The 21,121-nt window shown below is 61.3% G+C and carries 21 protein-coding genes; 12 read left to right on the top strand and 9 right to left on the bottom strand.

Translation table 11 applies throughout. The features are described 5' to 3' along the window. Positions 1-110: 110 nt before the first annotated feature. Together ACM6HV_RS23525 and ACM6HV_RS23520 are read left to right on the top strand one after the other, a co-directional pair. Positions 111-2,762: a sensor histidine kinase gene (locus ACM6HV_RS23525; RefSeq protein WP_145594132.1), complete on the top strand. Its 2,652-nt coding sequence runs from the start codon at positions 111-113 to the stop codon at positions 2,760-2,762. 48 nt (positions 2,763-2,810) lie between these two features. Continuing rightward, positions 2,811-3,509: a response regulator gene (locus ACM6HV_RS23520; protein WP_121186527.1), complete on the top strand. Its 699-nt coding sequence runs from the start codon at positions 2,811-2,813 to the stop codon at positions 3,507-3,509. 141 nt (positions 3,510-3,650) lie between these two features. Here ACM6HV_RS23520 and ACM6HV_RS23515 read toward each other — a convergent pair whose 3' ends face one another. Next, entirely contained in the window at positions 3,651-4,688 is a 1,038-nt protein-coding gene (locus tag ACM6HV_RS23515; RefSeq protein ID WP_047295500.1) for a patatin-like phospholipase family protein, read from the bottom strand. Between the two features lie 217 nt (positions 4,689-4,905). Between ACM6HV_RS23515 and ACM6HV_RS23510 the strand changes: the two genes are divergently transcribed. From ACM6HV_RS23510 to ACM6HV_RS23500, 3 genes are all read left to right on the top strand, one after another. Beyond that, the gene (locus ACM6HV_RS23510; protein WP_041069470.1) at positions 4,906-5,184 is read left to right on the top strand and encodes a hypothetical protein; all 279 of its coding nucleotides are present in this window, start codon (positions 4,906-4,908) and stop codon (positions 5,182-5,184) included. A 79-nt stretch (positions 5,185-5,263) separates the two neighbouring features. Then, on the top strand, positions 5,264-6,028 hold the full coding sequence (locus tag ACM6HV_RS23505) for a CHAD domain-containing protein (RefSeq protein ID WP_414905412.1): 765 nt from the start codon (positions 5,264-5,266) through the stop codon (positions 6,026-6,028). Between the two features lie 221 nt (positions 6,029-6,249). Further along, complete coding sequence (locus ACM6HV_RS23500) at positions 6,250-7,044, top strand: acyl-CoA thioesterase (RefSeq protein ID WP_414905411.1); 795 nt, start codon at positions 6,250-6,252, stop codon at positions 7,042-7,044. Between the two features lie 5 nt (positions 7,045-7,049). Here the strand turns inward: ACM6HV_RS23500 and ACM6HV_RS23495 are convergent, their stop codons facing one another. From ACM6HV_RS23495 to ACM6HV_RS23485, 3 genes are all read right to left on the bottom strand, one after another. Continuing rightward, on the bottom strand, positions 7,050-7,415 hold the full coding sequence (locus ACM6HV_RS23495) for an Mpo1-like protein (protein ID WP_414905410.1): 366 nt from the start codon (positions 7,413-7,415) through the stop codon (positions 7,050-7,052). A gap of 188 nt (positions 7,416-7,603) precedes the next feature. After that, positions 7,604-9,085 carry a methyl-accepting chemotaxis protein gene (locus ACM6HV_RS23490; protein ID WP_414905409.1) on the bottom strand — a complete coding sequence of 494 codons (1,482 nt, stop codon included), beginning with the start codon at positions 9,083-9,085 and terminating at the stop codon, positions 7,604-7,606. A gap of 209 nt (positions 9,086-9,294) precedes the next feature. Continuing rightward, positions 9,295-10,101, bottom strand: coding sequence for a TatD family hydrolase (locus ACM6HV_RS23485; protein WP_047295491.1), 807 nt, complete (start codon positions 10,099-10,101; stop codon positions 9,295-9,297). Positions 10,102-10,338: 237 nt separating this feature from the next. Here ACM6HV_RS23485 and ACM6HV_RS23480 point away from each other — a divergent pair, with 237 nt between their 5' ends. The 3 genes from ACM6HV_RS23480 (at position 10,339) to ACM6HV_RS23470 (ending at position 12,861) form a co-directional block, all read left to right on the top strand. Beyond that, entirely contained in the window at positions 10,339-11,760 is a 1,422-nt protein-coding gene (locus ACM6HV_RS23480; RefSeq protein ID WP_414905408.1) for a transglycosylase SLT domain-containing protein, read from the top strand. 108 nt (positions 11,761-11,868) lie between these two features. Further along, entirely contained in the window at positions 11,869-12,303 is a 435-nt protein-coding gene (locus ACM6HV_RS23475; protein WP_041069491.1) for a DoxX family protein, read from the top strand. Positions 12,304-12,552: 249 nt separating this feature from the next. Further along, a complete protein-coding gene (locus tag ACM6HV_RS23470) occupies positions 12,553-12,861 on the top strand; it encodes a hypothetical protein (protein WP_003226820.1) in 309 nt (102 codons plus the stop codon). 3 nt (positions 12,862-12,864) lie between these two features. Here the strand turns inward: ACM6HV_RS23470 and greB are convergent, their stop codons facing one another. From greB to ACM6HV_RS23455, 3 genes are read right to left on the bottom strand one after another with little or no spacing between them, the layout of a single operon-like run. Then, positions 12,865-13,362 (bottom strand): transcription elongation factor GreB, encoded by a 498-nt coding sequence (gene greB / locus ACM6HV_RS23465; RefSeq protein WP_016770885.1) that lies wholly within the window; start codon positions 13,360-13,362, stop codon positions 12,865-12,867. Positions 13,363-13,396: 34 nt separating this feature from the next. Further along, entirely contained in the window at positions 13,397-15,901 is a 2,505-nt protein-coding gene (locus ACM6HV_RS23460; RefSeq protein ID WP_414905407.1) for an ABC transporter permease, read from the bottom strand. Then, positions 15,901-16,584: an ABC transporter ATP-binding protein gene (locus ACM6HV_RS23455; protein WP_041069503.1), complete on the bottom strand. Its 684-nt coding sequence runs from the start codon at positions 16,582-16,584 to the stop codon at positions 15,901-15,903. The genes ACM6HV_RS23460 and ACM6HV_RS23455 overlap by 1 nt, the downstream gene beginning before the upstream one ends. Positions 16,585-16,594: 10 nt before the next feature. On the opposite strand from ACM6HV_RS23455, the gene ACM6HV_RS23450 reads away from it, so the two are divergent. From ACM6HV_RS23450 to ACM6HV_RS23440, 3 genes are all read left to right on the top strand, one after another. Beyond that, the gene (locus ACM6HV_RS23450; RefSeq protein ID WP_414905406.1) at positions 16,595-17,200 is read left to right on the top strand and encodes an arylesterase; all 606 of its coding nucleotides are present in this window, start codon (positions 16,595-16,597) and stop codon (positions 17,198-17,200) included. Positions 17,201-17,257: 57 nt separating this feature from the next. Next, entirely contained in the window at positions 17,258-17,551 is a 294-nt protein-coding gene (locus ACM6HV_RS23445; protein WP_003226812.1) for a hypothetical protein, read from the top strand. Between the two features lie 125 nt (positions 17,552-17,676). After that, positions 17,677-18,648, top strand: a complete 972-nt coding sequence (locus ACM6HV_RS23440; RefSeq protein WP_041069516.1) for a L,D-transpeptidase family protein — start codon at positions 17,677-17,679, stop codon at positions 18,646-18,648. A 123-nt stretch (positions 18,649-18,771) separates the two neighbouring features. Here ACM6HV_RS23440 and oprI read toward each other — a convergent pair whose 3' ends face one another. After that, positions 18,772-19,023: an outer membrane lipoprotei OprI gene (gene oprI, locus ACM6HV_RS23435; protein ID WP_025113130.1), complete on the bottom strand. Its 252-nt coding sequence runs from the start codon at positions 19,021-19,023 to the stop codon at positions 18,772-18,774. A gap of 635 nt (positions 19,024-19,658) precedes the next feature. Between oprI and ACM6HV_RS23430 the strand changes: the two genes are divergently transcribed. Further along, complete coding sequence (locus ACM6HV_RS23430) at positions 19,659-19,940, top strand: GNAT family N-acetyltransferase (protein ID WP_003226804.1); 282 nt, start codon at positions 19,659-19,661, stop codon at positions 19,938-19,940. A 60-nt stretch (positions 19,941-20,000) separates the two neighbouring features. On the opposite strand, the gene ACM6HV_RS23425 is transcribed toward ACM6HV_RS23430, so the two are convergent. After that, entirely contained in the window at positions 20,001-21,077 is a 1,077-nt protein-coding gene (locus ACM6HV_RS23425) for a 3-deoxy-7-phosphoheptulonate synthase (protein ID WP_003226802.1), read from the bottom strand. Between the last annotated feature and the right edge of the window lie 44 nt (positions 21,078-21,121).

Below are 21,121 nucleotides of genomic sequence, written 5' to 3'. Positions count from 1 at the left end.
CGAGCAGGCTCGCTCCCACAGGAATACGCGTTCCAAATGTGGGAGCGAGCCTGCTCGCGAAGAGGGCCAAGAGAACACCGCATAACTATCAGGAAGAGAGAACATCAAGCATGAGCGACTCCGGCCGCGCCGACGCGCTGTTAGCAGACCTGCCCCGCGACGGCCGTGGTCGGCTGAAGATTTTCCTCGGTGCCGCTCCCGGCGTCGGCAAAACCTACGCCATGCTCCAGGCCGCACACACGCAATTGCGCCAGGGCGTTAAAGTCATCGCCGGCGTCGTCGAAACCCACGGCCGCGCAGAAACCGAAGCGCTGCTCGGCGGTTTGCCGCAGCAGCCGTTGGTACGCTCGGAATACCGTGGCGTGATGCTCGAAGAAATGGACCTCGACGGCCTGCTCGCGGCCAAACCCAAGCTGGTGCTGGTGGATGAGCTGGCGCACACCAACGCCCCCGGCAGTCGCCACGCCAAGCGCTGGCAGGATATTCAGGAACTGCTCGCCGCCGGCATCGACGTCTACACCACAGTCAACGTCCAGCACCTGGAAAGTCTCAACGATCAGGTGCGCGGCATCACCGGTGTGCAGGTGCGCGAAACCCTGCCGGACTGGGTGCTGCAGGAAGCCTACGAACTGCTGCTGATCGACCTGCCGCCGCGTGAATTGCTGGAGCGTCTGCGCGAAGGCAAGGTCTACGTGCCAGAACAGGCGCGGGCGGCGATCGATGCGTTTTTCACCCAGACCAACCTCACCGCGTTGCGCGAACTGGCGATGCAAACGGCGGCCGCGCAGGTCGACAACGATCTCGCTCAAGGCTATCGCCAACTCGGTCAGGCAGCTCCGGCGGTGCGCGGGCGTTTGCTGGTCGGCGTCGATGGCGATGCGCATGCCGAACGCCTGGTGCGTCACGCCAGTCGCGTGGCCCAGCGTCGGCATTTACCGTGGAGTCTGGTGCATGTCGACAACGGCACGGTGCGCGACGAGCAATCGCGCCTGCGCCTGCAAAACGCCCAGCAACTGGCTGAACGCCTCGGCGGTGAAGTGGTGTTGTTGCGCGCCGGCGAAGTGGCGAAAACCCTGATCCAGCATGCCGCCGAACGCCGTGCGAGTCTGCTGCTGGTCGGCCAGTCACGGCCGAGTCTGCGCCGTCGTCTGTTCGGTGGTGGGCTCGCCGCGCGTCTGTTGCGCCAGGCCCACGGCCTGGAAATCAACGTCCTCGATAACGACCATGAACACCCGCAGCCGCGTCTGCGGGCGACGCCGACGCTGGTCTGGTTCGACTATCTGTTGGCGCTGGTTGCCACGGTGTTGGCCAGTGCCCTGGCGTGGGCGGTTTCGAGTATTTTGCCGCTGCCGAACATCTCGCTGGTGTTTCTTGCGGCGGTGTTGCTGGTGGCGGTGCGCAGCAGTCTGGGGCCGGCGCTGGCCTGCGCGGCGCTGTCGTTTCTGACCTACGATTTTCTGTTCATTCCGCCGAATTTTTCCTTCGCCATCCAGCGCGAAGAAGACGTTTTGACCTTGCTGTTCTTCCTGCTGATGGCGGCGCTCACCGGTAATCTCGCTGCGCGTCAGCGACGGCAGTTGCAGGCGCTGCGCGACACGCAGGAAGAGACCACGGAGCTGCTCGACCTGTCGCGCAAACTCACTGCCGCGACGGATCGTCAGGCAGTGATCAGCGCTGCGGCGCAGCACCTCAACGGCTGGAGCGATCTGCAATTGTGCCTGCTCAACCGCGACGGCCAGGGCGGCTGGAAAGTCGAGACCGGCGGGCCGCTGGAATTCAGCGAATCCGAACGTGCTGCCGCCGACTGGGCCTGGCAACACGATCAACCGGCCGGCATGGGCACCGGCACGCTGCCGTTCGGTCGCTGGTGGTGGTGGCCGCTGTCGGTGGAGGACGGGCCGCTGGCGCTGCTCGGGGTCTGCGCCAAAGAAGGCCAGACCTTGAGCGGACAGCGTCGACGCCTGCTCACCGCGTTGAGTCAGCCACTGGCGCAGGCACTGGCCCGTGCGCAACTGGCGGACGATCTGGAAGCCGCGCGCCTGCACGGCGAAACCGAGCAATTGCGCAGCGCGTTGCTGGCCTCGGTGTCGCATGATTTACGCACACCGCTGACCGCCATGCGCGGCAGCATCGACAGCCTGCTGGCCCTCGGCGAAGCCATTCCGCTGGAGGATCGCCGCGAGTTGCTCGAAGGCACCCGCGACGAGGCCGAACGCCTCGATCGCTACATTCAGAACCTGCTGGACATGACCCGCCTCGGCCATGGTGCATTGAAGCTCGCGCGCGACTGGGTGGCGCCGGCGGACATCGTCGGCAGCTCGCTCAATCGCCTGCGTGCAGTGCTCGCGCCGTTGCAGGTCAGCACCGATGTGCCGGCCGAGTTGCCGCTGCTGTTCGTGCACGCGGCGCTGATCGAGCAGGCGCTGGTCAATGTGCTGGAAAACGCCGCACGCTTCTCGCCGCCACATGGGCGTTTGCAATTGAGTGCCGGCGCCAATGACGAAGAAATTTTCTTCTCGGTCAGCGACGAAGGCCCGGGAATTCCCGAGGACGAGCGGGCGAAGATTTTCGACATGTTCTACACCGCCGCCCGTGGTGATCGCGGCGGGCAGGGCACCGGTCTGGGGCTGGCGATCTGTCAGGGCATGGTCGGTGCGCATGGCGGGCGGATCAGTGTCGCCGACGGCATCGACGGCCGCGGCACTTGCATCACCCTGCACCTGCCGTTGCAGACGCAACCGGGTATGGACCATGAAGCCTGATCGCGACTGCGCTACTCTCTTGCCAATCTTTTGTGTTGATGTGAATTCATGAGCCAGACCGCGACCATTTTGGTCATCGATGACGAACCGCAGATCCGTAAATTCCTGCGCATCAGCCTCGCCTCACAAGGCTACAAAGTGCTCGAGGCCGGCACGGGTGCTGAAGGCCTGGCGCAGGCGGCGCTGAACAAGCCGGACTTGCTGGTGCTCGACCTCGGCCTGCCGGACATGGACGGCCAGCAGGTGCTGCGCGAGTTTCGCGAGTGGGCCACCGCGCCGGTGCTGGTGCTCTCGGTGCGGGCCAGCGAAGGGCAGAAAGTCCAGGCGCTGGATGGCGGCGCCAACGACTACGTGACCAAACCGTTCGGCATTCAGGAGTTTCTTGCCCGGGTCCGCGCGTTGTTGCGTCAGGCACCGGCTGGCGAGGCGCAACAGGCGGCGCTGACGTTCGGCCCGTTGACCGTGGATCTGGCCTATCGGCGGGTGTTGCTCGATGGCGCCGAAGTGGCGCTGACCCGCAAGGAATACGCGGTACTGGCGCAACTGGCACGGCATCCGGGCAGGGTGATCACCCAACAGCAATTGCTCAAAGACATCTGGGGGCCGACGCATACCGAGGACAGTCATTATTTGCGGATTGTCGTTGGGCATTTGCGCCAGAAGCTGGCGGATGATCCGACTCGGCCGCGGTTTATCGTGACTGAAGCTGGCGTCGGGTATCGGCTGATCAGTGATAACAGTCTGTAGGTTTCGGGTTGGCTGAGCTGACGCCTTCGCGGGCAAGCCCGCTCCCACAGTGGAAGGTGTGAAATACAAATTTCAATAACTGCGCAGAACCCTGTGGGAGCTGGCTTGCCAGCGATGAGGCCCTGACAGCCAGCCGGGATTTCAACCCTGCTCACTCTCATACCGATCCAGCGTATCCCGCGCAATCTCCCGCCCCAGCGCGATCAGTTCCGGCGCTTTGTAGAACTCGAAAAACCGGCACACGCGCTTCGGCACGTTGATCAGGATGTCCGGCGGATAGCCGGCGATCTTGTATTGCGCCAACGAGGTCTGCATCACCTCGAAACTCTGGTTGATCAAGTCCAGCAGTGACGCCGGTCCGACGTTGTCGATGATGAACGAACCGGTGGCGGACTTCGGCGCGCCTTCGCGCTCGGGGGCCGCTGCCGGTTGCTGACTTTCCGGTTCGCTGCCTTCCAGCCACGGGTTGATGTCCGCCGCCTCCGCACGCAGGGCTTCCTGTTCAAGCAGCAGCAATTGCTCGGCCTGTTTGCGGCGGAACGGCATCTTCGAACCCAGCGAACTGAGCAGGCTGTCGAAGCGCGAACGAAACGCTGGTGGGCGCTGGATCACCGGCAATTTGTAATGCCGCTGGTTGGTGGCGTTGAGGTTGACCGCGATGATCAGGTCGCAGTGGCTGGACACCACCGGCACAATCGGCAACGGGTTGAGAATGCCGCCGTCCACCAGCATTCGATTGCCCTGCATCACCGGCGTGAACAGGCTGGGAATCGCCGCCGAGGCGCGCATCGCCTGATGCAGGCAGCCTTCCTGAAACCAGATTTCCTGCTGGTTGGTCAGGTCGGCGGCGACCGCGGTGTAGGGGATGCGCAGGTCTTCGATGTTGATTTCGCCGACGATCTTGCGGATCTGCCCGAAGACCTTTTCGCCGCGAATGGCCCCGAGACGAAAACTCACGTCCACCAGCCGCAGCACGTCCAGATAGTCGAGGGTTTCGATCCAGTTGCGATACTGATCGAGTTTGCCCGCCGCATAGATTCCTCCGACCACCGCCCCCATCGAACAACCGGCAATGCAGGCAATGTCGTAACCGCGTCTTTCGATCTCTTCGATGACTCCGATATGGGCGTAACCCCGGGCGCCACCGGAGCCCAGCACCAGTGCAACACGCTTTTTCATCAAGCTTCCTCCCCGACAAGGCTTCACAATGCACCCATCCGGGGGCGGGCGACAATCGTCAGGGTCGTTCGGGGCCGCGGGCGCGTCGTTTTTTCGCTACGACGTGATCACTCGGCGCTATGCTTTGGTCACCGCAGATTCATGGGGCGCCAAGGCACTTTTCCCGCGCCGGAACGTCTTACCTGCACGACTGTTGACCTATTTTGAGGTGTGAGTGATGAAAGCCTGGATCTGTGTGCCGTTGATTGCGCTGGCATTGGCCGGTTGCGCTGGCAAGACTGCTTATCGTGACAGCTGTGGCAGTCAGCTCGATGCGGCGTGGCATGAACTGGACCTGGCCAAGGCCGAAGGTTTTGCCGGCACGGTCAGTTACTCCAAGGCGCTGTCATTGCTGACGGCGGCCAAGACTCAACAGCAATTCGAAGGCTTCGAAGGCTGCAGCAAAAAGGCCGAGAAAGCCCGTTTCTATATTCGCGAATCCCGCGCCGGACGCTAAGCTGCTGACTTGACGCAAGGATGCGCCTGCCTTCTGACGGCAGACTCATCCTTCAAGCCATGTGAATCAGGAGCAAATGATGTCTGCGTTGGTTGACCGGTTGGTGGCTCATGTCCTGAGTCTGGAAGTGCGTTTGCTCGCCTGTCAGGCGCGCTTGACTGCGCGTACCGACCCCGAGGCGCTGCATGACTTGCGCACTACGGTACGGCGCTTGCGCAGCCTGCTTCGGCCTTTGCGCGGTTTGCCCGGGGTCGAGCAACTGGAAGGTGCCGCCTCGGCGGTCGGTCAGTTGACCACGCCGTGGCGTGACCGCGAGGTGCTGGCGGCGTACCTGCTCAAGCATGATCAACCGCAAGCGGCGCAGCGGCGCATGGCGCAAATGGACGAAGCCTATCCAGCGTTGGCAGCCAGCGCCGAAGTGGCTTCGCTGCTGATCATCCTCGACGCTTTCCCGCGATTTTTGCGTGCCTCCGAGCGTCAGGGTCTGCTCAAGGGGCTGGGCAAACGCATCGAAAAACGCCTGCACAAACAATGGAAAAAACTCGACGAGGCCCTGCACGATCCGGCCCACGACCGGCATCGTCTGCGCTTGCTGATCAAGCGCGTGCGGTATGGCATCGAAGCCTATCCGGAACTCGATCGCCTGCCTGAGCCGGCGCTGGGGCGGCTGAAGTCGGCGCAGGGTGCGCTGGGTGACTGGCACGATTGCTGGCAGTGGCTGGCGCGGGCCGAGCAGGAAAGCGATCTGCAACCCTGTGTTGCGACCTGGCAGGCGGGCCTGATCAAGGCTGAAGCCAAGGCCGATCGCGTTCTGGAAAAACTCAGTTCAGCCTGCTTCAAATAACCTCGATATCACCCGGCCCCTGTAGGAGCTGCCGAAGGCTGCGATCTTTGTTTTTTAAAATCAAAAGATCGCAGCCTTCGGCAGCTCCTACAGGGGTTTTTCTTTGAGTGGGAAATCGGGGTAAGGCCTTTCTGTCAGTCCATTTGACCGGAATAGACGCTGCGGCGCTCTGCCATGCTGGTTAAGATCGCTGCATTCCTTTTTCGCTTGCCGAGGTTGTCATGCGCTTTTCCGATCTGCTCGAGGCGGTTCGTCGCCAGCCAGAAGTGACCATTCCCGCCGAGTGGGGTCAGGGCCGGGCCAGTTTTGGCGGCCTGGTCGCGGCGCTGCAATACGAAACCATGCGCGCGAAAGTACCGGCCGATCGCCCGGTACGTTCGTTGGCGATCACCTTTGTCGGCCCGGTGGAGCCGGACGTCCCGGTGCGTTTCGAAGTCGATGTGTTGCGCGAAGGCAAAGCGGTCAGTCAGGTGCTGGGGCGTGCCCTGCAGAACGGTCAGGTGGTGACGATTGTGCAAGGCAGCTTCGGTGCTTCGCGGCCTTCGGAAGTCGCGGTCGAGGCCTATCCGGCAGCTGAAATGAAACACTGGGAAGAATGCCAGGAGTTGCCCTATATCAAAGGCGTGACCCCGGAATTCATGCGGCACCTGGCGATGCGCTGGAGTATTGGCGGCATGCCGTTCACTGGCAATAAATCGCGGCAGATGGGCGGCTGGGTGCGCTTGCGTGGGGACGTCAAGGAAGAACCGGTCAATGAGGCGCATCTGCTGGCGCTGGTGGATGCGTGGCCACCGGCCTTGTTGCCGTATCTGAAGAAACCGGCACCGGGCAGCACGCTGACCTGGACCATCGAATTCGTGCAACCGCTACGCGACCTGAGCACCCTGGACTGGTGCAAATACCTGGCCGACATCGAATACGCCGCCGACGGCTACGGACATGTCGCCGCCAAGCTGTGGAGCGCGGAGGGTGAGTTGATTGCCATGAGTCGCCAGACCGTGACGATTTTTGCCTGAGTCACTCAGTGCCGACGATGGCGCTCCCGCCAGGCGCGCCGCCAGCCGCCACTGAGGAAAAACCGTGGAAAGGTCAGGAACTGCTCGACCAGCAAGCGCGACACGGCATCTTTGCGATCACTGAACGGCTCGGAGGCTTGCGCCTCCAGGCTGTGGCCGTGGCGCTGCAGACCCAGCGCCGCGACAATCCCGATTACGCCGATGGCGACACTGGCCAGGCTCAGGCTGAACACTCCGGACACGATCAACAGAAACGCGACGATGAACAGCGGCACGGCAATCAAGTGCAGCACCAGATTGGTCGGGTGCTGGTGATTGTTCGGGTACGTGCGCCATTGCCACGCGGGAAGGTTGGGGTGACGTTTGCCCATGTTGACTACTCCTCGATCCATGTTGAACACATGCTTGAAGAATAGGCCGGGGCGGGTGGGGCGGCGAATCAAGGTTGGCTATTGGCATCATAGTAATGGTGAACAAAAAAAGATCGCAGCCTTCGGCAGCTCCTACATTGAAATGCGTATACCTGTAGGAGCTGCCGAAGGCTGCGATCTTTTGATCTTCAGAGTTTCAACTGCCCGATTGCCTTGTTGAGCTCCCCGGCCAACGTCGCCAACTCATTACTGGTGGTCGCCGAATCCACGGTCTGCTGCACGGTGTTTTCAGTCACATCACGAATGCTCACCACTGCCCGATTCATCTCTTCCGCCACTTGGCTCTGCTGCTCGGCCGCCACCGCAATCTGCGTGTTGCTCTCGCGCATCTGCGCCACGGCGCCAGTGATTTCCGCCAGCGCCTCGCCAGCCTCCTGTGCCTGCTGCACGCAGTCGTCGGCCTTGTACGAACTCTCCTGCATGAAGTCCACCGCATCGCGGGTGCCGGCCTGCAGCGCCGAGACCATGGTGGTGATTTCATCGGTGGAGGTCTGCACGCGTTTCGCCAGGTTGCGCACCTCATCAGCGACCACCGCAAAACCGCGGCCCATCTCGCCGGCACGGGCTGCTTCGATGGCGGCGTTCAGCGCCAGCAGATTGGTTTGCTCGGCGATGCTGTGAATCACGCTGACCACGCCGTTGATCTTCTGGCTGTCTTCGGCCAGGCGCTGGATCATTTCGGCGGTCTGCTGCACGCCGCTGGAGAGTCCGGCAATCGACTGCTGTACGCGACTGACCACTTGCTGACCGCTGCCGGCCAGACCATCGGCGGTCTGCGACAGATCGCGGGTGGCGCCGGCGTGCTGGGCGATGTGATAAACCGTGGCGGTCATTTCGTTGATTGCGGTGGCGGCCTGATCGGTTTCACTTTGCTGGCCGAGCATGCCGTGGCGCACTTCGTTCATGCTCGCCGCCAGACGCGCGGCACCGACGTCGAGTTGCCGCGCGGTGTTGGCGACGGTGGTGACCACCCGTTGGTAGCCAGCCTGCATTGCGTTGAACGCATTGGCCATCTGCCCGACTTCGTCCTTGCACGCCAGCGGCACACGGGCCGAGAGGTCACCGCTTTTCTCGACGTGCAGCATCACGTCTTTCAAGGTGTTGAGTTGGCTGAGCAGGAAGCGGATCAGCAGTTGCGAAGCGCCGAGCATGGCCAGCATCAGGATGAACACTGCCACCGCGTAGTTGGCAAAACGTTCGCTGAATACTTGCGCCAGGCTTGGACCATAGGCAATGACTGCCACCTGCTGGCCGTCGGCACGGCTGAACACTTCGGCGCCCATTAACGGGTTACTGCCGAACAATGGCAGGTGATTGATTTCGTTCCAGCCGTTGTTGTCGCTGATCTCCAGCACCGGCTGATCGTTGAGGCGCGGCGCTTCCCCGCGTTTGAAGGTCAGAATCTGATCAGCCTTGGGCAATGCCTGCCCGGCCGGCCAGGCCTTGAGCAATTGTGCCTGGGCCTGGGCGGATGCCTGCGTCGCGTGGCTGCGCGCCTGCTGTTCCAGTTGCACGGCGTACAGCACCAGCAACAGGGTGGTGACGAAAGCGACCGCGTTGACCGCCCAGAATTTGTATTTCAGCGAGATATTGCTAAGCCAGGCACCCATGGAGGTCTTCTCTGATAGCGGAAACAGTTTTGGCAAGGTGCCAGCATTGTGCCGCTATGCAGATCTGCGGATCTTGATACACATCAAAAGAACGCATTCCCCCTGTGGGAGCGAGCCTGCTCGCGAAGAGGGCGTGTCAGCCAGCACCAATGCCGTCTGAACCACCGCTTTCGCGAGCAGGCTCGCTCCCACAGGAGAATTTCGGTGTGTCAGGGAAGGGCGGGGAGGTTGAAGAACGCACGGGCACACGCGGTGGTGTGCGCCGCCAGGTCTTCCTCGCTCTCGCCTCGGTGCAACGCCACTTCGCGCAATACTTCGGTCAGATACGCCGGCTCATTGCGGCCGTTCTTCGGCTTTGGCCGCAGGGTGCGGGGCAGGAGGTACGGCGCGTCGCTTTCGAGCATCAATCGTCCGCGTTTGATCTCCTTGACCAACGAGTGCAGGTGCGTGCCGCGGCGCTCGTCGCAGATCCAGCCGGTGATGCCGATGTGCAGGTCCAGATCCAGGTAACTGAACAGGGCTTTTTGCTCGCCGGTGAAGCAGTGCACCACGGCGGCGGGCAGTTGATCACGGAAGTCCCGGAGGATCTCCAGCAAGCGCTGACTGGCATCGCGTTCGTGGAGGAACACCGGCAATTGCAGTTCTACCGCCAGCGCCAGATGTTCTTCGAGGACTTTTTCCTGTTGCGGGCGCGGCGAGAAATCACGGTTGAAATCCAGCCCGCATTCACCCACGGCGACCACGTTTGGCTCGTGCAGCAGACTGCGCAACCGGCGCGCGCTGTCAGCATTCCAGTCACTGGCCGAATGCGGGTGAATGCCAGCGGTGGCGAACAGCTGTTGGCCGCCGTCATCCAGTTGCCGGCACAGCTCCAGCGCCTGTTCGCTACCTTCGACGCTGGTGCCGGTCAGCACCAGTTGGCAGACCCCGGCAGCGTAGGCGCGGTCGAGCACGGCCTGATGTTTTTCAGCAAAACCGGGGTTGGTCAGGTTGACGCCGATATCGATGAGTTGCATGGTTCTACCTCGGGCCGAAGGCCGGAAAGCATACCAGAGCTGTAGATTTATAAGAAAAGCCAAGAACTACAAAGAGTTATAGCTGTCTTTTGATGCCGTGACAGAGCCCGGGTTGGCGGATAAGCCATCACTGTGCCAGTCTCTCGCACTTTGCCAGCGCTCCAGGCGCTCTGTTTTCGTCGGCGATTTCGACCGTTCAGCGGTTAAAAAACGCCCCGTATTCTTTCCGGAGAGTGGATGCATCGTCCCTCGGTTTTGCTCCTGTTGTGTGCGTCGCTGCTACTGCCGATAACGGCGGTTGCGCGCTTGCCCGGGCCACAGCAAGCCGTGCCGGCCGCCAAGGTCCGCGACCTGTCGGAGATACGCAGCAGCCGCGTACTGCGAGTGCTGGTCAACCAGAGTCGCAACAGCTCCGGAGAAGTCCAGGGCCAGGCCATCGGTGTCGAATACCATCGCCTGCGCGCCTTCGAGCAATACCTCAATGGCCACGCCCGCGACGGCCAGGAAGTCACTCTCAAGATCATTCCCAAAGCCAAGGATCAACTGCTCGGCGCGTTGCAACGCGGCGAAGGTGATCTGGTGGCGCCCGGCGAGCTGCTTGATCTGCAACCCGGCCACTCGGTGGCCAGCAGCGAGCCGATCGCCAGCAACGTGCCGCTGGTGCTGGTCGGTATCAAGGGCGAGCGTCGTTACACCAAGGTCGAGCAGCTTTCCGGCAAGACCCTGGCCTTGCCAACCGGCAGTGCGGCAGGGGACGCGGTGAGCCAGCTCAATCAGAAACTGGCGCTGCACAAACTGGCGCCGATCAAGATCGAATGGGTCGATCCGACGCTGGCGGTCGAGGACGTGCTGGAGATGGTGCAGGGCGGAATTTTCCACCTGACTATCGTTGAGCAACCGATCGCCGAGCGTTGGGGCAAGATCCTGCCCAAGCTGCGTTTTGACCGGCAATTGATGATCAGTGAACCGGGTGAGGAGTACTGGTTTGTGCGCCGTGATGCCTCGATGCTGCGGGCGAGCATCGATCGTTTCCTGGCCGGCTACAGAAAGCCGGCGAACGAGGATGCAGAGTTTCTGCGGATTTATCGACGGCTCTACCAAGTGCACTATCCGTTGGCCAAGGCTGACCGTCAGCGTCTGGAAAAACTGCGCCCGACTCTGCAAAAACACGCCGATGCACAGAACATGGACTGGCTGAACCTGGCGGCGCTGGCCTTCAAGGAGTCGGCCCTGCAACCCGGCGCCCGCAGCGGCAGCGGCCCGACCGGGTTGATGCAGATCACCCCGTCCGCAGCGCAGCGGGTCGGTGTGAATAACATCCAGAATCTCGATGCGAATGTGCAGGCCGGGGCCAAGTATCTGGCGATGATCCGTCGCAAGTTTTTCAACAGTCCGAAACTCAATGAGCGCGAGCGCATGGCGTTCACACTGGCCGCTTACAACATCGGTCCGGAACGGGTGCAAGGCATGCGCGCCGAGGCTCGGCGGCGCGGGCTGAATCCCAACCAGTGGTTTTTTCAGGTCGAGCGCATCGCCATGGAGCAGGTGGGCATGGGCCCCGTCAGCTATGTTAATAGCGTGAACAAGTACTACCTGGCGTTCGACCGGGAGCGGGAGTCACTGGAGCCCCGGGAACAAAAAGTCGCCTCACGGAAATGATCAAATAATTTGATTGTTATGGCGAAATAATTGCGCTTTTAACATGAATTTAACTGATTAATATAGCGGCCAATCCCAACACACTTCTCGCAAAACAAGGAATGCCTCATGAGCTCACTGATCAACAAGGTTCTGTTCACTCGCGCCGGTTACGGCCTGACCATTCTGCGCATCGCGGTCGGCGTGATCTTCGCCGCTCACGGTTCGCAAAAGCTGTTTGGTCTGTTTGGCGGTTACGGTCTGGCAGGCACCGCGCAGTACATGGACAGCATCGGTCTGCACCCGGGTTACCTGATGGCCACGCTGGCCGGCGGTACTGAGTTTTTTGCCGGTCTGGCGTTGATCATCGGCCTGCTGGCGCGCCCGGCGGCGCTGGGTTTGACCTTCCTGTCGCTGGTGGCGATCTTCACCGTGCACATCAGCAATGGTCTGTTCATGGCCAACAACGGTTACGAGTTCGCCCTCGCGTTGCTCGGTGGCAGCCTCGCGGTGATGATCGAAGGCGCCGGCAAGCTGTCAGTGGATCGCGCCATCGCCGGTTGAGCGCTCTGGATCAAGCAAAAGGCCCGCATTGTGCGGGCCTTTTTTTGTTGTGGCTGATTCTTGACACTCATCGGTCACGTTCTCTAGGATGTTGCTCATGCGCCGATTTAAACAGCTACTTGCGGGGCGCCAGGTGACTCAGACAGTTACCGTCAGAAGCCGGAACAGGGCTTCGAAATACCGCTAAAGCGCTGGTTCGGTGTTGCCTCTCACCTGCCATGCAGACTTTTGAGGCAGAGACACGACACGATGAATGCACTACGCCCTCCAGCACGTCCCGCGCCGATCACGGCACACATCACCCAACGCAATCCAAAAATCCTGCTTGGCGGCAAACACCAGCCGACGCTGTTGCGTTATCTGGATGGCTGGCCACGCCGCAGCGGCGGGCCTGCTGCGTTCCTGATCCAGTTCGTTGAAGACGGCGAGTCGCTGGCGCGCTTTGCCAGTGACAGTTTTGACCTCGCCGTGATTCAGGCGCCGAGCGCTGAAGACGCGCCAGAAATGATCAAGCAACTGACCCGCGTTGCGCGTCAGGGACTGATCACGCGCCGCTGAGAGTTACGGATACTCGATCGCCACAATATAGACAAACTGCTCACCGGTTGGCGTCTGCACCCGAACCTCGGCGTCCAGCGCCTTGCCGATCAAGGCACGAGCCAGCGGTGAGTCAATGCTGATCAGACCCAGTTTCAGATCCAGTTCATCCGGGCCGACGATACGGTAGCGCGACTGCTTGCCGTCTTCGTCCTCGATGGTGACCCAGGCGCCGAAGTAGACTTTGTTCGGATCGCTGGGTTTTTCGCTGACGACCTTCAGTGCTTCGAGACGCTTGGTGAGAAATCGCACGCGGCTGTCGATCTCGCGCAGCATTTTCTTGCCGTAGGTGTACTCGGCGTTTTCCGAACGATCGCCCTGCGCCGCTGCCTCGCTGACTGCCTGCGTCACTTGCGGGCGGCGCACATGCCACAGTTCATGGAATTCGGCGCGCATCCGCGCTTCACCTTCAGGGGTGATCAGCGCGGTGCCGGCGGTGCGGGGAGGGCGATAACGGCTCATGGCAACTTCTTGTGGTGACGAAGGCTGGAGTCTATCAACCCTCGCGCAAGACTGTCAGCGGACTCGCATTCAGTGCTCGACGCGTGCCGAACACGCCGGCACCGCCAATCAGTGCGGCGCCAATCAATGGCAGCACCAGCAGCCATGGATGCGGATGCCATGGCAGATCGAAGGCAAAGCGATACAGCACCAGACTCACCACTTCCGAACCGATGGCCGCCAGCAAACCGCTGACCGCGCCGAGCAGACCGAACTCGATACGCCGCGCCTTAACCAGCAACTGCCGTTGCGCGCCCAGTGCGCGTAACAACGCGCCTTGGCGAATGCGCTCGTCCAGCGTGGCCTGCAAGCCAGAGAACAGCACCGCCATCCCCGCCGCCAGCACAAATAACAACACGTATTCCACCGCCAGGGTGACCTGAGCGAGGATGCTGCGCAGCTGTTCGAGCAAGGCTTCGACCTGAAGGATGGTCACCGCCGGGAATGCCCGTGACAGTTCGACAATCTGCTGATCGTGACCGGGTGCCAGATAGAAACTGGTCAGGTAGGTCGCCGGCAGATCCCTCAGGGTGCCGGGCTGGAAGATCATGAAGAAGTTCGGCTGGAAGTTGTCCCAATTGATTTCGCGCAGACTGGTGACCCTGGCTTCACGATTGACCCCGCCCACGCTGAACACCATGCGATCGCCGAGTTTGAGCTTGAGGCTTTCGGCGACTTTGCCTTCCACCGACACGCCCGGTATGTCTTCCGAGGGTTGCCCGGTCCACCACGCACCGGCGGTGAGCGTGTTGCCGGCCGGCAAGTCGGCGGCCCAGGTCAGGCTCAAGTCGCGTTGCACTGCGCGGTCGCCGGCTGAATCCTTGCTGACGATCTGCTGCACCGGTTCGCCGTTGATGCTGATCAGCCGTCCCGGCACCACCGGGTAAAGCGGCGCCGCCTGCGCGGACACCTTGATCAAGTGATCGGTGAAGGCCTGTTTGTCCGCGGGCAGGATGTTCAGGGCAAAGTAATTCGGTGCGTTTTTCGGCAACTGGTTTTGCCAGGTGTCGAGCAGCTCGCCGCGCAGCAGAGCGATCAATGCCATCGACAACAGAATCAGACCGAACGCCAGCGCTTGCCCGGCCGCCGCCAGCGGATGACGCAACAACTGACCCAGACCGAGGCGCCACGGCAGCGGCGCACGGGCGAGCATCCGTCGCAGGCTGTTGAGCAGCAACAACAGCAAACCACCCAATACCAGCGCCGCGATTACACCGCCGCCCAGCAGGGCGAAAGTCAGCAACAGATCCAGACTCAGGCGCCACATGATCAGACCCAGTGCGCCCAGTGCCGCACCGTAGACCATCCAGGTACTCGACGGAATCGGCAGCATGTCACGGCGCAGTACCCGCAGTGGCGGCACCCGACCCAGCGCAGCAAGCGGTGGCAGGGCGAAACCGGCGAGTGCTACCAGTCCCGTACCGATGCCGGCCATCGCCGGAAACAGGCCGCCCGGCGGGACATCTGCCGGCAGCAGATCGTGCAGCAGGGCAAACAGCCCCAGTTGTGCGAGCCAGCCAAGCACCGCGCCACTGAGGGCGGCGAACAAACCCAGTACGCTCAGTTGAATACTGAACAACAGCATGGTTTCTCGACGCGACAAACCGAGGCAGCGCAGCAAGGCACTGGCGTCGAAGCGGCGACTGGCAAAGCGGTTTGCAGACAGTGCCACGGCCACGCCGGCCAGCAATACCGCGACCAGACTCGCCATGTTCAGGTAGCGCTCGGCCTTGCCCAGTGCGCCGCCAATCTGCCGGTTACCGTCGCGCGCATCCTGAATGCGCTGATTGGCGGCCAGGCCCGGTTTGAGCAATTGACGATAGGTTTCCAGCGCCTGCGGTTCGCCGCGCCACAGCTCGCGGTAGCTGACGCGGCTGCCGGGCTGGACCACGCCGGTGGCGGCAAGGTCATCGAGGTTGATCATCACCCGAGGCGTGAGGCTGTAGAAATTGCCGGCGCGATCCGGTTCGTAGGTCAGCACGCGGGTCAGTTTCAGCGTTTTCATGCCGACGTCGATGCTGTCGCCGATTTTCAGGTCCAGGGCGGTCAGCAAACGTGCCTCGACCCACGCTTCACCGGGTTGCGGTTCGCCGCCGGTTGTCTCGGCGGCAAGCGGCGCCGGGGCACTTTTCAGTTCGCCGCGCAGTGGATAAGCGCGGTCGACGGCTTTGATGCTCGATAACTGAATGCCGTTATCGGTGGCGACGACGCTGGAAAATTCCACCACCTGTGCATGATTCAAACGCAGCTCGGTGCCGCTGCGAATCTGTTCGTCGCGGGCCGGCGAACTGCCTTCAAGGACCAGGTCGGCGCCAAGGAACTCGGTGGCGCGCAGCATCATCGCGCCGTTGAGACGGGCGCCGAAGTAACCGATGGCGGTACTCGCAGCCACCGCCACCAGCAGGGCGAAGAACAACACGCGAAGTTCGCCGGCGCGGGCATCGCGCAGCAATTGGCGAAGAGCGAGACTGAACAGGCGCAAGAGCGGCAGACGTGCCATCAAGGCTCCAGAGGGGCGACCAGCAGCCCGGCTTCAAGTCGAATCAGGCGCCGGCAGCGATGGGCCAGGCGTTCGTCGTGGGTCACCAGTACCAGCGTGGTGCCGCGTTCCTTGTTCAGTTCGAACAGCAAGTCGCTGATGCGCTCGCCGGTGTGGCTGTCGAGGTTGCCGGTGGGTTCGTCGGCGAACAGCACGTCCGGCTCGGCAGCGAAAGCCCGGGCAATCGCCACGCGCTGCTGTTCACCACCGGAGAGCTGGCGCGGCGAGTGCGTCAGGCGCTGGCCGAGGCCGACGCGCTGCAACAATTCAGTGGCGCGCTCACGGGCGTCCTTGCGGCCATCGAGTTCCAGCGGCAGCATGACGTTTTCCAGCGCGTTGAGGCTGTCGAGCAACTGGAACGACTGAAAGACGAAGCCTACGTGCTCGGCACGGATGCGCGCGCGCTGGTCCTCGTCGAGACTGCTCAGGCCTTGCCCGGCGAGAATGACTTCGCCGCTGCTCGGCAAATCGAGACCGGCGAGCAGGCCGAGCAGGGTGGATTTGCCGGAACCGGACGCGCCGACGATGGCCAGGCTGTCGCCCTGGTTCAGTTCCAGGCTGAGTTCGTGCAGGATAGTCAGTTCACCTTCCGCGCTGGGAACCACTTTGCTGAGGTTCTTCGCGGTGAGAATGCTTGCGCCCATGGAGAATCCGATGCGTGTGTGGTTTTTGAGTGCTGGCCTGGCCTTGATGTGCTTGGCCCAGAACGCAGCGGCGGGTACTGTCCTGATCGTTGGCGATAGTATCAGCGCCGGTTTCGGACTGGATACCCGCCTGGGGTGGGTATCGCTGCTCGAGCAACGGCTCAAGGCTGAAGGTTTTGACGACAAGGTGGTCAACGCCTCCATCAGCGGTGACACCAGTGCCGGAGGCCAGGCGCGCCTGCCGGCGCTGCTTGCAGAGCATAAGCCGGAACTGGTGATCCTCGAATTGGGCGGCAATGACGGCCTGCGCGGAATGCCGCCAACGCAATTGCAACAAAACCTTGCGGCAATGATCGACAGCTCGCGCCAGACCGGTGCCAAGGTGCTCCTGCTCGGCATGCAATTGCCGCCCAACTACGGCAAGCGTTACACCGATGCCTTTGCCGAGGTCTACGGCAAACTTGCGGACGAGAAAAACATCCCGCTGGTACCGTTTTTCCTCGAAGGCGTGGGTGGGCATCCCGAGCTGATGCAGGCCGATGGTCTGCACCCGGCAGTCGGGGCTCAGGGCAAGTTGCTGGAAAATGTCTGGCCGACGCTAAAACCGCTGTTATGAGGCTTTTCTAGTGGCAGGCTTTCGGCTAATGTGGCGCCCCCTTATTTGGAGCCCCCGATGCCGCGTCCTGCCTGGTCCCTGTTTGCCTATCAACTGATCGAGCCTGACGAACAGCTGGATCTGTTCGCCTGCCAGGAAGTGCGGGTGCATCTGGTGACCCGTCAGCTCGAACTCGGAGGCTCGGCCGACCGTACGTTGTGCGGCAGTCTGTTGCCGGCGCAGCCGCGCTGGTCCAGCGTCGATCGCCGGGTGTTCCAGGATCAGCGTCTGTGTTCATTGTGCCGGGCGATTCTCGAGTCGCAAAAACGTGGCACCTCGCCGATCTGGCCTGAGTTGCGTTTCGAGCTTTAGGACCAATAGATCGCAGCCTGCATGAAGACTTCTGGCTGCCCATCGGCGCATCTCCCCGAATTCCCGAGGTGCGGTGTACAATCGCGCCCTTATACCCCTTGTTGATCATGCGAAGGATTTTCCGGATGTTGCCGCGCTTTCCTGCCGTCACCCGCTGCCTGTCACTTGCCGCCCTGTGTGTGGCCGGTCCCGTTGCTGCATTGGAGTTTCCCCTGCCACCGCCTGGTGAGGACATCATCGGTCAGGTGCAGGTGATCAAGGCCAAGTACGAAGACACCTTCGCTGACCTGGGGACCAAGTACGACCTGGGCTATTCGGAAATGGTCGCGGCCAACCCGGGTGTCGATGCCTGGCTGCCGGGCGCCGGTACCGAAATCGTTCTGCCGACGCGGTTCATTCTGCCGCCGGGGCCGCGCGAGGGCATCGTGATCAACCTCGCCGAATACCGTCTCTACTACTACCCGAAAGGCCGGAACGTGGTGTACACCTTCCCGCTGGGTATCGGCCGTGAAGGTTGGGGTTCGCCAATCGCGCATACCTCGATCACCGCCAAGACGCCGAACCCGACCTGGACCCCTCCTGCGTCGATCAAGGCCGAGCACGCCGCCGATGGTGATCCGCTGCCGAACGTGGTGCCGGCCGGTCCTGACAATCCGCTGGGCCCGTTCAAGTTCACCCTGGGCACTCCGGGCTACCTGATCCACGGCTCGAACAAGAAGTTCGGCATCGGCATGCGCACCAGCCACGGCTGCTTCCGGATGTTCAACAACAACGTCCTGGAAATGGCGGCCATGGTGCCGGTCGGCACTTCGGTGCGCATCCTCAATGACGCGTACAAGTTCGGCAGCAGTGGCGGCAAGGTCTATCTGGAAGCGCACACGCCAATCGACGACAAGGGCAACCCGTCGGTGGTCGACAAGCACACGGCGGTGATCAACGCGATGCTCAAGCGCGAAGACGTGACCAACAATCTGCGCGTGAACTGGGATGTGGTACGTGATGTGGTGGCGGCTGAAGACGGTTTGCCAACCGAAATCGGCACGCCGAATACCTCGGCACCGATTGTCTCGAGTGCGCCGATCGACCTGCAGCAATAAGCTCGATCCAGACCCGCCGATGCAAGAAGCGTCGGCGGGTTTTTTATTGTCCGGACAAAAGCTGCAGGCACAAAAAAGCCGACCCAGAAACTGGGTCGGCTTGATAACAATCCCGAGGGATTATTACTTGCGGCTAGCTTTGTCCAGCATACGCAGAGCACGCTCGTTAGCTTCGTCAGCAGTCTGTTGTGCTTTTTGAGCAGCAGCCAGAGCTTCATCAGCTTTACGGTATGCTTCGTCTGCACGAGCCTGGGCGCGAGCAGCTGCGTCTTCAGTAGCGGTCAGACGTGCTTCGGTTTCTTTCGATGCGCTGCTGCAACCGGTAGCCAGAACTGCGGCCAGAGCCAGAGCAGAGAATTTCAGAACGTTGTTCATCGTGTTCCCCTTCAAGGACTTTCAATTAAGTGGCTTTCTCCTCCGATTGAGGAAATAGCCGGCGTACATACTACCCATTACTTGTAGTAAGTAAACTGACGTAGCGCAAGAAGCAAAAAAAATTGTAGGCGTTGATTCTTTTTCGAGCAACTTTTAACCGGGCTGTATAAAAAATATCCAGCTACAGGCCCCGGCTTGAGCGTGTTAATGAGAAAAAGTTCCCGCTGTCCCGTGCTGTTTCTGCGTCTTGCACCAAGTCTGCCTAGATGCATTCGTCTACACTTTTGTTCCGATTTTGCATGACACCTCACATATCTTTGTCGCTCTTGAGGTGACTTTAAAGAAGAGCCTGCGTCTTAAGTCTCGACATCCGGCAATGTTCAGGCGAGCGCCTGGGGAATATCGTCCCCGCGCCTGCCACTACGCCCATCGGAGTTACCCGTTCAACGAGCATGATGACGAGCGCACCTTGAGCATTTTCGCCAATGGTGCCTACTATTTATGACGTGCTCGATTGCGCGAGACCGGTGTGGTTTTTCTCGGTGTCCATCAGGCACAGGGTGGCGTAGATGTTCCTTCGTCGGAAAAACATCGGTAAGGTAGGGGTCAGAATTCAAGACCCGCGAGGAGTAGTGATGAGCGAGGCGTTGTCCATCCACCATGACCAGGCTGGTCATCAGTTCGAGACCAATGTGGACGGTCATCGTGCCTACCTGACTTATATGGATCTGGGGAAACAGACCCTGGATATCTATCGCACCTTCGTGCCCAACGCCCTGCGCGGCCGTGGCATTGCCGCAGCGCTGACCGAAAGCGCGCTGCAATACGCCGAAGAAATGGGTTATACGGTGATCCCGTCGTGCTCCTACGTCGAGCGATATATGGAACGTCATCAGCGCCGCGCCGCCAAGATCTGAATCGCACACACAAAAACGCCGGGCATTGCCCGGCGTTTTTTTATGCCCGTGAAACGTTGATCAGCTGCGCTGGCGTTTCGGCAGCACATCCTTGAGCTTGGCGTGCATGCTGCGCAGGGTGTTCTCGGTGGCGGACCAGTCGATGCAGGCATCGGTGATCGACACGCCGTATTGCAGGTCGGCGAGGTCTTTCGGGATGGCCTGGCAGCCCCAGTTCAGATGACTCTCGACCATCAGGCCGATGATCGACTGGTTGCCTTCGAGGATCTGGTTGGCGACGTTCTCCATCACCAGCGGTTGCAGGGCCGGATCCTTGTTGGAATTGGCGTGGCTGCAATCGACCATGATGTTCGGCTTGATCTTCGCCTTGTTCAGCGCCTGTTCGCACAGGGCGACGCTGACCGAATCGTAGTTCGGCTTGCCATTGCCGCCACGCAGCACCACGTGACCGTAGGCGTTGCCCTTGGTGGTGACGATCGACACGCCACCTTCCTGGTTGATACCGAGGAAACGGTGCGGGCTGGAAACCGACTGCAGGGCGTTGATCGCCACGGTCAGGCCGCCATCGGTGCCGTTCTTGAAGCCGACAGCCGAAGACAGGCCGGAAGCCATTTCACGGTGCGTCTGGGATTCGGTGGTACGCGCGCCGATGGCCGACCAACTGATCAGATCCTGCAGGTACTGCGGGGAGATCGGGTCGAGGGCTTCGGTGGCGGTCGGCAGGCCTTTCTCGGCCAGGTCCAGCAGCAACTGGCGGCCAATGTGCAGGCCGTCCTGAATCTTGAACGAGTCATCCAGGTACGGATCGTTGATCAGGCCTTTCCAGCCGACGGTGGTCCGTGGCTTCTCGAAGTACACACGCATGACCAGATACAGGGTGTCGGAGACTTCCTCCGCCAGCACCTTGAGGCGGTCGGCGTATTCGTGGGCAGCCTTGATATCGTGGATCGAGCACGGGCCGATCACTACGAACAGACGGTGGTCGGTGCCATCAAGAATGTTGCGAATGACTTCGCGGCCCTTGGTGACGGTGCGCAGGGCAGCGTCGCTCAGAGGGATATCACGCTTGAGCTGATCGGGAGTGATCAGGGTCTCGTTAGAGGCGACGTTTAGGTCGTTGATCGGTAAATCAGCCATCGTTTACTCGTCAGGTCACGGGTGCCGGCCGCCAGCGATCCCCG

The sequence above is a fragment of the Pseudomonas sp. IT-P260 genome (genome assembly GCF_949768395.1).
GTDB classification, from domain to species: Bacteria; Pseudomonadota; Gammaproteobacteria; order Pseudomonadales; family Pseudomonadaceae; genus Aquipseudomonas; species Aquipseudomonas parakoreensis.
The sequence above is the reverse complement of the archived record's forward strand: the minus strand, read 5'-3'. Positions and strand labels throughout refer to the sequence as shown.

Coding starts and splice junctions, on each gene's coding strand:
- ACM6HV_RS23525 (WP_145594132.1), top strand. CDS start 111: ATGAGCGACTCCGGCCGCGCCGACGCGCTGTTAGCAGACCTGCCCCGC.
- ACM6HV_RS23520 (WP_121186527.1), top strand. CDS start 2,811: ATGAGCCAGACCGCGACCATTTTGGTCATCGATGACGAACCGCAGATC.
- ACM6HV_RS23515 (WP_047295500.1), bottom strand. CDS start 4,688: ATGAAAAAGCGTGTTGCACTGGTGCTGGGCTCCGGTGGCGCCCGGGGT.
- ACM6HV_RS23510 (WP_041069470.1), top strand. CDS start 4,906: ATGAAAGCCTGGATCTGTGTGCCGTTGATTGCGCTGGCATTGGCCGGT.
- ACM6HV_RS23505 (WP_414905412.1), top strand. CDS start 5,264: ATGTCTGCGTTGGTTGACCGGTTGGTGGCTCATGTCCTGAGTCTGGAA.
- ACM6HV_RS23500 (WP_414905411.1), top strand. CDS start 6,250: ATGCGCTTTTCCGATCTGCTCGAGGCGGTTCGTCGCCAGCCAGAAGTG.
- ACM6HV_RS23495 (WP_414905410.1), bottom strand. CDS start 7,415: ATGGGCAAACGTCACCCCAACCTTCCCGCGTGGCAATGGCGCACGTAC.
- ACM6HV_RS23490 (WP_414905409.1), bottom strand. CDS start 9,085: ATGGGTGCCTGGCTTAGCAATATCTCGCTGAAATACAAATTCTGGGCG.
- ACM6HV_RS23485 (WP_047295491.1), bottom strand. CDS start 10,101: ATGCAACTCATCGATATCGGCGTCAACCTGACCAACCCCGGTTTTGCT.
- ACM6HV_RS23480 (WP_414905408.1), top strand. CDS start 10,339: ATGCATCGTCCCTCGGTTTTGCTCCTGTTGTGTGCGTCGCTGCTACTG.
- ACM6HV_RS23475 (WP_041069491.1), top strand. CDS start 11,869: ATGAGCTCACTGATCAACAAGGTTCTGTTCACTCGCGCCGGTTACGGC.
- ACM6HV_RS23470 (WP_003226820.1), top strand. CDS start 12,553: ATGAATGCACTACGCCCTCCAGCACGTCCCGCGCCGATCACGGCACAC.
- greB (WP_016770885.1), bottom strand. CDS start 13,362: ATGAGCCGTTATCGCCCTCCCCGCACCGCCGGCACCGCGCTGATCACC.
- ACM6HV_RS23460 (WP_414905407.1), bottom strand. CDS start 15,901: ATGGCACGTCTGCCGCTCTTGCGCCTGTTCAGTCTCGCTCTTCGCCAA.
- ACM6HV_RS23455 (WP_041069503.1), bottom strand. CDS start 16,584: ATGGGCGCAAGCATTCTCACCGCGAAGAACCTCAGCAAAGTGGTTCCC.
- ACM6HV_RS23450 (WP_414905406.1), top strand. CDS start 16,595: ATGCGTGTGTGGTTTTTGAGTGCTGGCCTGGCCTTGATGTGCTTGGCC.
- ACM6HV_RS23445 (WP_003226812.1), top strand. CDS start 17,258: ATGCCGCGTCCTGCCTGGTCCCTGTTTGCCTATCAACTGATCGAGCCT.
- ACM6HV_RS23440 (WP_041069516.1), top strand. CDS start 17,677: ATGTTGCCGCGCTTTCCTGCCGTCACCCGCTGCCTGTCACTTGCCGCC.
- oprI (WP_025113130.1), bottom strand. CDS start 19,023: ATGAACAACGTTCTGAAATTCTCTGCTCTGGCTCTGGCCGCAGTTCTG.
- ACM6HV_RS23430 (WP_003226804.1), top strand. CDS start 19,659: ATGAGCGAGGCGTTGTCCATCCACCATGACCAGGCTGGTCATCAGTTC.
- ACM6HV_RS23425 (WP_003226802.1), bottom strand. CDS start 21,077: ATGGCTGATTTACCGATCAACGACCTAAACGTCGCCTCTAACGAGACC.